Genomic DNA, 12563 nt, shown 5'->3' on the forward strand with positions numbered 1-12563 from the left:
CTTCTCCCTATGACATAAACAAGCCACCCCAAGGGAACCTCAAGGTGACTTAGTACGCATTAATCCTATGGGTTAAATGCCGCTTTTTTCGTCTTTTTTGGTGCGACCGAGTAAGGTCAACGCCGCTTCGCGAGCATTTTTATGGCAGTACAACACCTGATAAATTTGCTCGGTAATCGGCATTTCAACACCATACCGCTGCGCCAGCGCCAATACCTCTTTAGTATTTCGATAGCCTTCGACAACCTGCCCAATCTTATCCTGCGCTTCCTGGACACCTAATCCCTGACCCAGCATAATGCCAAATCTGCGATTGCGGGATTGGTTATCGGTGCAGGTTAGTACCAAATCACCTAGCCCCGCCATGCCCATAAAAGTAGAAGGATCGGCTCCCAAAGCGGAACCCAACCGGCTCATTTCGGCTAAACCACGGGTAATCAGCGCCGTGCGCGCGTTAGCACCAAAACCAATACCATCAGACATACCAGCACCGATGGCAATGACATTTTTCACCGCACCGCCGAGCTGCACACCGATAAAATCAGGGTTACTGTAGACTCGGAAGCTTTTGCCACAATGAAGCAATTCCTGCAAATCTTCGCTGAACTGCGTATCCGTTGAAGCCAAAGCGATAGCTGTTGGCATCCCCGCAGCCAGTTCTTTAGCGAAAGTTGGACCGGAAACTACCGCCAGAGGAATAGTATCTCCGAGGATTTCACGCGCGACATCCTGCAACAAACGCCCGGTTTCGGCTTCCAGACCTTTGGTGGCCCACACAATGCGCGCATCACTACGCAAATGTGGTTTCAGTTGGCGCAAAACGTTACCGAAAACGTGGCTAGGTACCACGACCAAAATGTTACGACTGGCCGCCAGCGCAAGCGCCAGATCAGTTTCCAGCAATAATGAGTCGGGGAATGGTACATCTGGCAAGAAAGCCTGGTTACAGCGAGCATCCTGCAACGCCTGAATATGTTTGGGCTCATGGCCCCATAACACAACAGAGTGACCATTACGCGCTAACGTGATAGCCAATGCGGTGCCGTAAGATCCGGCACCGATAACAGTCATTGAAGCATCGGTGGTATTCATCAGGCATCCTGACGTTGTTCAGCACCTTCGCCTTCAGTTTGCTGTTGCAGATAGTTCATGAACAGGGCATCAAAGTTGACCGGTGCCAGGTTCAGTTGTGGGAAAGTACCACGAGAAACCAGGCTGGTGATGCATTCGCGAGCATACGGGAACAAAATGTTCGGGCAGTATGCACCCAGACAATGCGCCAGTTGGGTACCATCGATACCAGCAATGGAGAAGATACCGCCCTGCTGAACTTCACACAGGAATGCTGTTTCTTCGCCCAAAGAGGCCGTTACGGTCACTCGCAGTACTACTTCGTACACATCGTCAGCCAGCTGGCTTGAAGCAGTATCAAGATCAAGTTTAACTTCTGGCTGCCAATCCTGCTGGAAAACCTGCGGGGCATTAGGCGCTTCAAAGGAGATATCCTTGGTATAAATACGTTGGATTTGGAAAGCCATCTCTGTGTTGTTTTGTTCTGACATGTGTATAGGTACCCTTAGTTAGACATCCTTATTAAATAGCACTACCGCCACAGGGAATTCCCTCCGACGAGTTAAAGCAGCGGGTCAAGCCCACCGCGCGCATCCAGCGCATGTAGATCATCGCAGCCGCCAATGTGCTGCCCATCAATAAATACCTGAGGCACAGTAGTACGTCCACTGCGTGCGATCATTTCTTCACGCTTGACCATATCACCATCAATAGCGATTTCCTGGAACGCGGCCTCTTTACTGTTTAGCAGCGCTTTTGCACGAATGCAAAATGGGCAAGTCGCTTTGGTATATATCTCGATTTTCGCCATTGATAAGCCCTCAGTTATATTTACTTTTCTATCGATAAAGCGAAGGTTTTGTTGCTTATCGCAAACTTACTTACCGCGCGCCAAGGGCAGATTCTCACCACTCCAGCCCAAGATACCCTCTTTCAGAGTCAATACGCGCTCAAAACCCGCTTTATTCAGGTTTTCCGCTGACGCGCGAGACGCGGTACCATTGGCACAAACGACGATAATAGGCTGTGCTTTATGTTTCTCCAATTCACCCAGGCTGCCGTTTTTGATTTCAGTCGGCGTCAGGTTAATGGAGCTGGCGATATGACCTTTACGGTAATCTTCGCGTGAACGGGTATCAACAACAACGGCATCTTCTTTGTTAATCAAACGCGTGGCTTCACCACGAGTAATTTCTTTAACTTTAGACAGGCTGCTTCTAAAAGTGATAACAATAACGGCTGCCAATAAGGCCACCCAAGCCAGACTCAGAACCGGATGCTGGCTAATGAATTGCATGATTTCTTGCAACATGGGGGGAAAACTCCCGTAAGTTAAGGGACAATATTCAAGGTCACAGAGTATACCTGCGCGTTGCAGCAAATACAGCCAGTATGCAAACGCTATTGTAGAAACTGAGAGCGATCGCGGAAAGTTTTCGTCATTTGACCACCAAAATTCACGCGCAGCCTACGCCAACCTTGATCTCTCTGGGCTATTTTTAACCAATTTTGTAGTAAAATTACGGAAATAACGAGTGTAAATAGCCATGAAAAATGCAGACAGCTACTTCTTGGCTATTAACACTTGGACTTATAAGAAAAGAGGTTAAGCAATGTCGAGCAAGAAAAAACCACTGGTTCTCACCATCCTGGATGGTTACGGCCATCGTGAAGAGCAGCAAGATAACGCCATTCTGAATGCCAAAACACCGGTAATGGACAACCTGTGGCAACAGAACCCCCACACGCTTATTGCCGCTTCTGGTTTGGACGTCGGCCTACCTGATGGACAGATGGGCAACTCCGAAGTCGGTCATGTCAATCTGGGCGCGGGTCGCATTGTTTACCAAGATCTGACCCGTCTAGATAAAGAAATCAAAGAAGGTGACTTCTTCGTCAACCCTACGCTGACTGGTGCTGTTGATAAAGCGGTCAAAGCAGGCAAAGCGGTACATATTATGGGTCTGCTTTCCGCCGGTGGCGTCCACAGCCATGAAGACCATATTCTGGCAATGGTCGAACTTGCCGCACAACGCGGAGCCGAGAAAATTTACCTGCACGCCTTCCTTGATGGCCGTGATACACCACCACGTAGCGCTGAATCTTCCCTGAAGAAATTCAGTGATAAATTCGTCGAATTAGGCAAAGGTCGCATCGCATCCATTATTGGTCGCTACTACGCGATGGATCGTGATAATCGCTGGGATCGCGTTCAATTGGCCTACGATTTACTCACTCAAGCCAAAGGCGAGTTTAGCGCTGCGGATGCCATGACTGGCCTGGCCGAAGCCTATGCCCGTAACGAGAATGACGAATTCGTGAGACCAACGGTCATTCAAGCTGCTGGCGAGCCTGATGCAGCAATGAACGATGGCGACGCGCTGATCTTCATGAATTTCCGTGCAGACCGTGCCCGCCAGATCACTCGAACCTTCATCAATCCTGACTTTGACGGTTTTAAGCGTGAAAAAGTAGTTAACTTCGGCGATTTTATCATGTTGACCGAATATGCTGCCGATATTCAGGCCGCCTGTGCTTATCCACCAGCATCACTGACAAATACTCTCGGTGAATGGTTAATGAAGCACCATAAAACCCAACTACGTATCTCTGAAACTGAAAAATATGCCCACGTGACCTTCTTCTATAACGGCGGCGTAGAAGACCCGTTCACCGGCGAAGACCGCATTTTGGTGAACTCACCTAAGGTTGCTACGTATGACCTGCAACCGGAAATGAGTTCCGCCGAACTGACAGAAAAACTGGTCGAGGCGATTAATAGCGGTAAATACGACGTCATCATCTGCAACTATCCAAATGGCGATATGGTTGGCCATACCGGTGACTACGATGCCGCAGTCAAAGCCATCGAAACGCTGGATAGCTGCATGGCACAGGTTGTTGAAGCCGTTAAATCCGCAGAGGGTCAATTGCTGATTACCGCAGACCACGGTAACGCTGAACAAATGCGCGACCCGGCTACGGGCCAAGCTCACACCGCCCATACCAGCCTACCAGTTCCGTTGATCTACGTGGGGAATAAACCCGTGAAAGCCGCAACGGGCGGTAAGCTTTCTGACATCGCACCAACCATGTTGTCACTGATTGAAATGGAAATCCCACAAGAGATGACTGGTAAGCCGCTGTTCATCGTGGAATAATCCTTTCATATGATGGATAAGGCGTTATTTGCACGATCAATAGTGACGGACAACGCAACCAACGGCAGCAGTAAAACCTCAACGAACCTGCTGCCAATCCGGTTTACGCGTCGTCCTTTAGCTGCACTTTACGCCAGCGTTTTATGCGCTGGCGTATTGCTGTTTCCGTTATCCAGCCTAGCGGCAGAGGTACCCGTCACCGTCAAAACTGCCGATAGCAAGACCCAACTAAAAACCATTCAGCAAGATATTGCCGAGAAAGAGAAAAGCGTTCAGCAGCAAAAACAGCAGCGCAGTGCACTACTCGATCAGTTGAAGCAACAAGAAAATACTATCGCGCAAGCCAGTCGTAGTCTGCGTGACACCCAAAATACCCTGGCGGAATTGGGCAAAGATATTACGCATCTCACCACCTCGATTGAAAAGCTGCAAAGTCAGCAGTCAGTTCAACAAAAAATTCTCGCTAAACAGTTAGATGCCGCCTTTAAACAGGGCCAGCACAGCGGTTTGCAATTAATTTTAAGCGGTGAGGAAGCTCAGCGTAGCGAACGTATTTTGGCCTATTTCAGCTACCTGAATGAAGCCCGTCTGAAGTCGATTAACGAGTTAAAACAGACTCGTAGCGATCTCGCGGTACAAAAGAAAAGTTTGGTTGAAAAGCAGCAACAGCAAAAATCCTTGTTGAATGAGCAACAAACCCAGCAACAAAAACTGGAACAGGCTCGTTCAGCGCGTAAGAAAACCCTGACTTCGCTGGAAACCTCGCTGGAAAAAGACCAGCAGGGGCTGGCAGAGTTAAAACTGAATGAAACACGCCTACGCGATCAAATCGCCAAAGCAGAGCGTGAAGCTAAAGCCCGTGCCGAGCGTGAAGCAAAAGAAGCTGCGCGCGTGCGTGAACAGATTAAACTGAAAGAGCAGCAGGCGAAGAAAACCGGCTCCAGCTACAAGCCGAGCGAAAGTGAGCGCTCCCTGATGGCTCGAACCGGTGGGCTGGGTCGTCCTGGCGGACAAGCCGTTTGGCCGGTGCGCGGCAATGTTACCCATCGCTTTGGTGAGGCGTTGCAGGGAGAACTCCGCTGGAAAGGTATGGTGATCTCTGCGCCGGAAGGCAGCGAAGTGAAAGCGATTGCCGATGGCCGTGTGTTACTGGCGGACTGGTTACAAGGTTATGGTTTGGTGGTGGTTATCGAGCACGGTAAAGGCGATATGAGCCTGTACGGCTATAACCAAAGCGCGCTAGTCAATGTTGGCGCACAGGTTCGGGCTGGTCAGCCGATAGCGCTGGTCGGCACCAGTGGCGGTCAGGGTGAACCTTCGTTGTATTTCGAGATCCGTCGTCAAGGACAGGCCGTCAACCCACAACCCTGGTTAGGAAGATAGGGAACAGCATTAGGGAAAAAGTATTGCACTATTTTAAAGCACGCTCACTGATTATGCTCGGCACACTGCTGATGGTTTTTACCGCCCAAGCTGGCAAGTTATCCATCGTTATTGATGACTTCGGTTATCGCCCGCAGAACGAAAACCAGATTCTACAGATGCCACTGCCAATTTCGGTTGCCATCCTACCTTATGCTCCCCACGCCAAAGAAATGGCGATCAAAGCTCACAGCCAAGGGCGTGAGGTTCTTATCCATCTACCAATGGCACCGTTAAGCAGACAGCCATTAGAGCGCGATACCCTACAACCGTCGATGAGTAGCGAAGAAATTCAGCGTATTATTCGTCAGGCGGTGAGTAATGTCCCTTATGCAGTTGGCATGAATAATCATATGGGCAGCGCGATGACGTCCAGTTTGCCCGGCATGCAAAAAGTCATGCAGGCGCTGGAGCATTACTCGCTCTATTTTCTCGACAGCGTCACCATCGGCAATACTCAAGCAAGTAAAGCGGCGGAAGGCACCGGCGTTAAGGTGATTAAACGCAAAGTTTTTCTGGATGATGTCCAAAATGATGTGGCTATCCGCCAACAGTTTAACCGAGCGATTCAACTGGCTCGCAAAAATGGTTCAGCGATCGCTATTGGTCACCCTCACCCCTCCACCATTCGAGTATTGCAGCAAATGCTGCGGCAATTACCGCCAGATATTGTGCTGGTTCGGCCAAGTGCATTACTCAATGAGCCAGTGCCGTATCATTCTGGTGGAACCATACCGGCCAAACCAATGAAACCGCGAGATCCGTTTAAAGACAGCCGGATAAAAACCATCAAACAATGCATGATGAAAGCCGGACATGTACCGGAGAAAATCTATGCAGGGAAGATGTTAAGTATTTTGACCGACAGCCTGATGAGCAGCCCGACAGCGGCCTTTGTACGGCAGCGTTGGCAATTTTGGTTTAGCAAAGCAGCACCGGTAACCCCGACCCACCAAAAAAAAGCTGAGTAAAAAAATGCCGGGTGATTATTCCCCGGCATTGGCTCACTAACGGTGTTTACCTATCCGCTGAAATTAATCCCAGCTCAACACCACTTTCCCGGAGAGCCCCGAACGCATAGCGTCAAAACCCTGTTGGAACTCATCAATGGGGAATCGATGAGTAATAATTGGCGTTAGATCCAAACCTGATTGAATCAAGGCCGCCATCTTGTACCAGGTTTCGAACATTTCGCGACCATAGATACCTTTGATAAACAGCCCCTTGAATATCACCTGATTCCAATCAATAGACATATCCGATGGCGGTATACCCAGCATCGCAATACGACCACCGTGATTCATGGCGCTTAACAGCGTACGGAACGCTGGCGGTGCGCCTGACATTTCCAGACCCACATCAAAACCTTCGGTCATACCTAACTCAGTCATAACATCAGTAAGATTTTCTTTACTGACATTTACCGCGCGGGTGACGCCCATCTTACGTGCCAGGTCGAGACGATACTCATTCACATCAGTGATGACAACATGGCGTGCGCCAACGTGTTTGCATACCGCTGCAGCCATAATACCAATTGGGCCTGCGCCGGAAACCAGCACATCTTCGCCCACCAAATCAAAGGAAAGTGCAGTGTGAACCGCATTACCAAATGGGTCGAAAATAGCGGCTAACTCATCAGGAATATTGTCCGGGATTTTGAACGCATTGAAGGCTGGAATCACCAGATACTCAGCGAAAGAGCCAGGACGATTAACACCTACACCAATGGTGTTGCGGCACAGATGAGTGCGGCCACCACGGCAATTACGACAATGACCGCAGGTAATATGGCCTTCGCCAGACACCCGATCACCAATGGAGAAACCTTTAACTTCTTGGCCAATTGCCACGATTTTACCGACGTATTCGTGACCGACAACCATAGGTACCGGGATAGTCTTCTGTGACCATTCATCCCAGTTATAGATATGTACATCAGTACCGCAAATGGCCGTCTTGCTGATTTTGATCATGATGTCATTGTGGCCCAGCTCTGGCTGAGGCACATCGGTCATCCAGATGCCTTCTTCTGCTTTCAACTTCGATAGTGCTTTCATTGAAATTCCTTACGCGATGACGCCCAATTTTTTACCAATGCGCACAAATGCTGCTATGGCACGTTCAACCTGCTCTGTCGTGTGGTCGGCGGACATTTGGGTACGAATTCGTGCCTGACCTTTTGGCACTACCGGATAGAAGAAACCGGTGACATAAATCCCTTCTTTTTGCAGCTCGGTGGCAAATTGCTGTGCCAGAGTCGCATCACCCAGCATCACCGGGATAATGGCGTGATCGGCACCTGCCAGAGTAAAACCGGCAGCTGACATTTTTTCACGGAATAATTTGGCGTTTGACCACAAGCGATCGCGTAATGCACCACCATTTTCCAGTAATGACAAGACTTCAATAGAGGCAGCAACAATTGCTGGTGCTAATGAGTTAGAGAACAGATAAGGGCGTGAACGCTGACGTAGCCACTCAACCACTTCCTTGCGCCCTGCGGTATAGCCACCCGATGCGCCACCCAAGGCTTTACCCAGCGTTCCGGTAATAATATCAACACGCCCCATGACGTCGCAGTATTCATGTGTTCCACGGCCATTTTCGCCGACAAAACCAACGGCATGAGAGTCATCAACCATCACCAGTGCCTGATATTGATCGGCTAAATCGCACACGCCTTTCAGGTTGGCAATCACACCGTCCATTGAGAACACACCATCAGTAGCGATCATGATATGGCGTGCGCCATCGGCTTTAGCCTGCTTCAACTGGCTTTCCAGCTCTGCCATATTATTGTTGGCATAACGATAACGCCGAGCTTTACACAAACGCACGCCATCAATGATTGACGCATGGTTTAACGCATCGGAAATAATAGCGTCTTCTGGCCCCAACAGTGTTTCAAATAAACCGCCATTGGCATCGAAACAAGAAGAATAAAGAATGGAATCCTCCATTCCCAGGAAATCAGCCAGCTTCTTCTCCAGGTGCTTATGACTGTCTTGCGTGCCGCAGATAAAGCGTACGGAAGCCATACCAAAACCATGTGTATCCATCCCTTTTTTCGCGGCGGTAATCAGCGCGGGATGGTTGGCTAGCCCCAAATAGTTATTAGCGCAGAAATTGATTACGTGACTGCCATCAGCCACAGCAATATCGGCTTGCTGGGCGGAAGTGATAATTCGCTCTTCTTTATACAAACCTTCAGCGCGGGTAGTAGCCAGTTGTTGTTCTAGTTGTTGATAAAAAGACGCGGGCATTCGGTTATCTCCAGATTTGGCAATTTCGCACCACATTTTACTGAGTTACTGGCTAACTGACGAGGAAGCTTGTTAGAGAATGTAAAAAATGCAGCATATATCACGGGGAACTGTCCTAAAGCCGCTGACAAAATGGGTGATTAACCCCCTTCTGGCTGTGCGCTTACGTATGAAATGTTATGATGGCACCCAATAATGTGTAGGGCATGGTGCTCAACCAAGAAGATTAATAAGGGTGAACCTGATGATTATCGTCACTGGCGGCGCCGGTTTTATTGGCAGCAATATCGTTAAGGCACTGAATGATATAGGATATAAAGATATCCTAGTGGTGGATAACCTGAAAGATGGTACCAAGTTCGTCAATCTGGTCGATCTGGATATTGCCGATTACATGGATAAAGAGGATTTCGTCGCCAGTATTGTTGCCGGTGATGATATGGGCGATATCGATGCTATCTTCCATGAAGGCGCTTGCTCCTCCACCACCGAGTGGGATGGCAAGTACATGATGGATAACAACTATCAGTACTCCAAAGACATCTTGCACTTCTGTCTGGATCGTCGTATTCCGTTCCTGTATGCCTCTTCGGCAGCCACCTACGGTGGTCGTACCGATAACTTTATTGAAGACCGCCAGTACGAACAGCCGCTAAATGTTTATGGTTACTCCAAATTCCTGTTCGATCAATATGTGCGTGAAATCCTGCCGCAGGCTGACTCGCAGATTTGTGGCTTCCGTTACTTCAACGTATACGGGCCGCGTGAAGGCCATAAAGGCAGCATGGCTAGCGTCGCTTTCCACCTGAACAATCAAATCAATGCCGGCGAAAATCCTAAACTGTTCTCCGGCAGTGAAAACTTTAAACGCGACTTCATCTATGTTGGCGACGTGGCGGCACTCAATCTTTGGTTCTGGCAAAATGGCGTTTCCGGTATATTCAACTGTGGAACCGGTCGTGCCGAATCTTTCCAGGCTGTCGCTGATGCCGTGGTGGAATACCACAACAGCGGCCCTGTGGAATACATCCCATTCCCGGAAAAATTAAAAGGTCGTTACCAGGCATTCACTCAAGCCGATCTCACCAACCTACGCGCAGCCGGTTATGACAAACCGTTTAAAACCGTCGCAGAAGGTGTGAAAGAGTATCTGGCCTGGTTAAATCGCCCGATTTAGGTTATTCGCTGCAAGGAATTGATAACGGTATGAAAATACTGGTCATCGGCCCTTCTTGGGTTGGCGATATGATGATGTCGCAAAGTTTATACCGCACCCTGAAGGCCGAATATCCGGCAGCAGAGATCGATGTGATGGCACCCGCGTGGTGCCGTCCACTTCTGGCAAGAATGCCCGAGGTGCGCCGCGCTATTCCTATGCCATTGGGCCATGGGGTATTTAATCTGGAAGGTCGCCGCCGTTTGGGCGTTGCATTGCGCGAAGAGGGTTATGATCGCGCTTATGTATTACCTAACTCGTTTAAATCTGCGTTAATACCCTATTTTTCAGGCATTCCCCAACGCACTGGCTGGCGTGGTGAAATGCGCTATTTCCTGCTTAACGACATGCGTATTCTTGATAAACAAGCCTTTCCACTGATGGTGCAACGCTATGCCGCTCTGGCTTATGATAAATCACGCATCCAGTCAGCCAACGATTTACCACAACCGATTCTTTGGCCACAATTGCAAGTACAGGAAGAAGAAATAGCCGAAACCACCGCCACCTTCAACCTAAGCGATAATCGACCAATCATCGGTTTTTGTCCTGGGGCAGAATTTGGCCCAGCCAAACGTTGGCCACATTACCATTATGCCGCTCTGGCACAGAAATTGATTGATGATGGCTATCAAATTAGCCTATTTGGCTCTGAAAAAGACCATAAGGCTGGAGAAGATATTCGTCAGGCACTCAATGAACACAGCCGTGATTTCTGCCTGAATCTGGCAGGGCAAACGACACTGGATCAAGCCGTGATACTGATTGCCGCCTGTAGCGCCGTAGTCAGTAACGATTCTGGCCTGATGCACGTAGCTGCGGCATTGAATAAACCGCTTGTGGCTCTATACGGCCCAAGCAGCCCAGATTTCACGCCACCGCTGTCAGATAAAGCCACCGTTATTCGGTTGATTACTGGCTACCATAAAGTTCGTAAAGGTGGTGCCGATCAAGGTTATCACCAAAGCCTGATCGACATTCAGCCGGGACAGGTTATGGAAGCACTGCAACGCCTGCTCGCCAACCTGGCAAACACTACGGTTAATGAGGCTCACTGATGCACGTTCTGATCATCAAAACCTCATCAATGGGCGATGTTTTGCATACTTTACCCGCCCTTACCGATGCCATGACCGCCATTCCCGGTATTCGCTTCGATTGGGTAGTAGAGGAAGGTTTTACCCAAATTCCTAGCTGGCATCCCGCGGTGGATCATATCATTCCAGTGGCTATTCGCCGCTGGCGAAAAAACTGGTTTGGCAGCGATACCCGGCAGGAACGCTGTGATTTCAAACGGGTCGTGCAAGAACGCAACTATGATTTGGTGATCGATGCTCAAGGTCTGATAAAAAGTGCGGCTTTAATTACCCGCATTGCCAAGGGCACTCGACATGGCCCTGATTGTAAAAGCGCTCGTGAACCGTTCGCCAGTTGGTTTTATAATTGTCGCCATGAGATTGATAAACAACTGCATGCGGTAGAACGCACCCGTCTGCTTTTTGCCAAAAGTTTGGGCTATGCCAAACCGGAAACTGTTGGTGATTATGCCATCGCCCAACGCTTTCTTAGCCATCGCCCAGTAGATACTGGGGAATATCTGGTATTCCTGCATGCGACAACCCGTGACAGCAAACACTGGCCAGAAAGTCACTGGCATCAACTGATTGAGCAGGTTCAGCCTACTGGACTGAAAATAAAGCTGCCTTGGGGAGCCGAACATGAGTATCAGCGGGCGTTGCGGCTAGCCGACAATTTCCCTCATGTAGAAGTGCTACCGAAACTCAGTTTACAGCAGGTTGCCGAGGTGCTCGCTGGCGCTAAAGGCGTGGTTTCTGTCGATACAGGGTTAAGCCATCTGACGGCTGCGCTGGCGCAGCCCAATATCACGTTATTTGGCCCGACCGATCCCGGATTGATTGGTGGTTACGGCCAGAATCAGGTGTCGATAATCTCTGAGTCGAAATGCATGGATAGCATTACCGCTCAGGCCGTGATGACCGAGTTGGAAAAAACCGTATTCTGAACGATGCCTTTCCCCTCTGCGCAGCAGCCTTTGTTGCGCAGCTCAAATCTTTTATTCAGACTTAAACATTTTTTATTAATGTGATGAGTAATATTTCAGTCAAGAACAAGTCCATGAAAAATATTAGTAACTGCCGTTAGTTTTAATCGTGATAATTAATATCGATACTAATTTAAATCCTACTTTAAAAATGACGCTTCGGTTATTCCCCTCACCACAGCAATATCCTTTACCTGAATTAACGAGAACGCTTTAGTAAGAAATACCCACTGTTACAAGGTCAACGAGGCCGCCAAGCTATATACGATTATATCTTGTTGTTAAGTCAGTATTTCTAAATAAACCGATTAAAATCTCCCACATTGATTTCTTTTTTATCACTGCTGATTTTTTCTGGTTAAGCG

Annotated in this window: 12 protein-coding genes; 6 read left to right on the plus strand and 6 right to left on the minus strand. The window is 48.9% G+C overall.

Features of this window, described 5'->3' with window-relative positions; translation table 11 throughout:
• Positions 1 to 72 precede the first annotated feature (72 nt).
• From gpsA to DJ39_RS02005, 4 genes are all read right to left on the minus strand, one after another.
• Entirely contained in the window at positions 73 to 1092 is a 1020-nt protein-coding gene (gene gpsA, locus DJ39_RS01990; RefSeq protein WP_004719569.1) for an NAD(P)H-dependent glycerol-3-phosphate dehydrogenase, read from the minus strand.
• A complete protein-coding gene (secB, locus tag DJ39_RS01995; protein ID WP_038244708.1) occupies positions 1092 to 1562 on the minus strand; it encodes a protein-export chaperone SecB in 471 nt (156 codons plus the stop codon). The genes gpsA and secB overlap by 1 nt, the downstream gene beginning before the upstream one ends.
• Before the next feature lie 71 nt (positions 1563 to 1633).
• The gene (gene grxC, locus DJ39_RS02000) at positions 1634 to 1882 is read right to left on the minus strand and encodes a glutaredoxin 3 (RefSeq protein WP_004719571.1); all 249 of its coding nucleotides are present in this window, start codon (positions 1880 to 1882) and stop codon (positions 1634 to 1636) included.
• 66 nt (positions 1883 to 1948) lie between these two features.
• A complete protein-coding gene (locus DJ39_RS02005) occupies positions 1949 to 2383 on the minus strand; it encodes a rhodanese-like domain-containing protein (RefSeq protein ID WP_004719572.1) in 435 nt (144 codons plus the stop codon).
• A gap of 301 nt (positions 2384 to 2684) precedes the next feature.
• Between DJ39_RS02005 and gpmM the strand changes: the two genes are divergently transcribed.
• Genes gpmM through DJ39_RS02020 form a run of 3 tightly spaced genes read left to right on the plus strand, consistent with a single transcriptional unit; the run spans position 2685 to position 6625 of the window.
• Complete coding sequence (gene gpmM / locus DJ39_RS02010) at positions 2685 to 4232, plus strand: 2,3-bisphosphoglycerate-independent phosphoglycerate mutase (RefSeq protein ID WP_004719574.1); 1548 nt, start codon at positions 2685 to 2687, stop codon at positions 4230 to 4232.
• A 9-nt stretch (positions 4233 to 4241) separates the two neighbouring features.
• Entirely contained in the window at positions 4242 to 5615 is a 1374-nt protein-coding gene (gene envC / locus DJ39_RS02015) for a murein hydrolase activator EnvC (protein WP_004719577.1), read from the plus strand.
• A gap of 23 nt (positions 5616 to 5638) precedes the next feature.
• On the plus strand, positions 5639 to 6625 hold the full coding sequence (locus tag DJ39_RS02020) for a divergent polysaccharide deacetylase family protein (RefSeq protein ID WP_004719578.1): 987 nt from the start codon (positions 5639 to 5641) through the stop codon (positions 6623 to 6625).
• A 63-nt stretch (positions 6626 to 6688) separates the two neighbouring features.
• Here DJ39_RS02020 and tdh read toward each other — a convergent pair whose 3' ends face one another.
• Both tdh and kbl read right to left on the minus strand, forming a co-directional pair.
• Positions 6689 to 7714 carry an L-threonine 3-dehydrogenase gene (gene tdh, locus DJ39_RS02025; RefSeq protein WP_004719580.1) on the minus strand — a complete coding sequence of 342 codons (1026 nt, stop codon included), beginning with the start codon at positions 7712 to 7714 and terminating at the stop codon, positions 6689 to 6691.
• Between the two features lie 9 nt (positions 7715 to 7723).
• Entirely contained in the window at positions 7724 to 8920 is a 1197-nt protein-coding gene (kbl, locus tag DJ39_RS02030; RefSeq protein ID WP_038244710.1) for a glycine C-acetyltransferase, read from the minus strand.
• Positions 8921 to 9164: 244 nt separating this feature from the next.
• Here kbl and rfaD point away from each other — a divergent pair, with 244 nt between their 5' ends.
• From rfaD to rfaC, 3 genes are read left to right on the plus strand one after another with little or no spacing between them, the layout of a single operon-like run.
• A complete protein-coding gene (gene rfaD / locus DJ39_RS02035) occupies positions 9165 to 10097 on the plus strand; it encodes an ADP-glyceromanno-heptose 6-epimerase (RefSeq protein WP_038244713.1) in 933 nt (310 codons plus the stop codon).
• 29 nt (positions 10098 to 10126) lie between these two features.
• On the plus strand, positions 10127 to 11194 hold the full coding sequence (rfaF, locus tag DJ39_RS02040) for an ADP-heptose--LPS heptosyltransferase RfaF (protein WP_004719586.1): 1068 nt from the start codon (positions 10127 to 10129) through the stop codon (positions 11192 to 11194).
• On the plus strand, positions 11194 to 12159 hold the full coding sequence (gene rfaC, locus DJ39_RS02045; RefSeq protein ID WP_038251123.1) for a lipopolysaccharide heptosyltransferase RfaC: 966 nt from the start codon (positions 11194 to 11196) through the stop codon (positions 12157 to 12159). The genes rfaF and rfaC overlap by 1 nt, the downstream gene beginning before the upstream one ends.
• Positions 12160 to 12563 lie beyond the last annotated feature (404 nt).

It is taken from the genome of Yersinia ruckeri ATCC 29473, assembly GCF_000754815.1.
Lineage (GTDB): Bacteria > Pseudomonadota > Gammaproteobacteria > Enterobacterales > Enterobacteriaceae > Yersinia > Yersinia ruckeri.

What these genes read in the sequence shown, in the direction of transcription:
- rfaC (WP_038251123.1), top strand. Translation starts at nt 11,194, where the DNA reads ATGCACGTTCTGATCATCAAAACCTCATCAATGGGCGATGTTTTGCAT.
- DJ39_RS02005 (WP_004719572.1), bottom strand. Translation starts at nt 2,383, where the DNA reads ATGTTGCAAGAAATCATGCAATTCATTAGCCAGCATCCGGTTCTGAGT.
- kbl (WP_038244710.1), bottom strand. Translation starts at nt 8,920, where the DNA reads ATGCCCGCGTCTTTTTATCAACAACTAGAACAACAACTGGCTACTACC.
- gpmM (WP_004719574.1), top strand. Translation starts at nt 2,685, where the DNA reads ATGTCGAGCAAGAAAAAACCACTGGTTCTCACCATCCTGGATGGTTAC.
- rfaD (WP_038244713.1), top strand. Translation starts at nt 9,165, where the DNA reads ATGATTATCGTCACTGGCGGCGCCGGTTTTATTGGCAGCAATATCGTT.
- secB (WP_038244708.1), bottom strand. Translation starts at nt 1,562, where the DNA reads ATGTCAGAACAAAACAACACAGAGATGGCTTTCCAAATCCAACGTATT.
- gpsA (WP_004719569.1), bottom strand. Translation starts at nt 1,092, where the DNA reads ATGAATACCACCGATGCTTCAATGACTGTTATCGGTGCCGGATCTTAC.
- tdh (WP_004719580.1), bottom strand. Translation starts at nt 7,714, where the DNA reads ATGAAAGCACTATCGAAGTTGAAAGCAGAAGAAGGCATCTGGATGACC.
- rfaF (WP_004719586.1), top strand. Translation starts at nt 10,127, where the DNA reads ATGAAAATACTGGTCATCGGCCCTTCTTGGGTTGGCGATATGATGATG.
- grxC (WP_004719571.1), bottom strand. Translation starts at nt 1,882, where the DNA reads ATGGCGAAAATCGAGATATATACCAAAGCGACTTGCCCATTTTGCATT.
- envC (WP_004719577.1), top strand. Translation starts at nt 4,242, where the DNA reads ATGATGGATAAGGCGTTATTTGCACGATCAATAGTGACGGACAACGCA.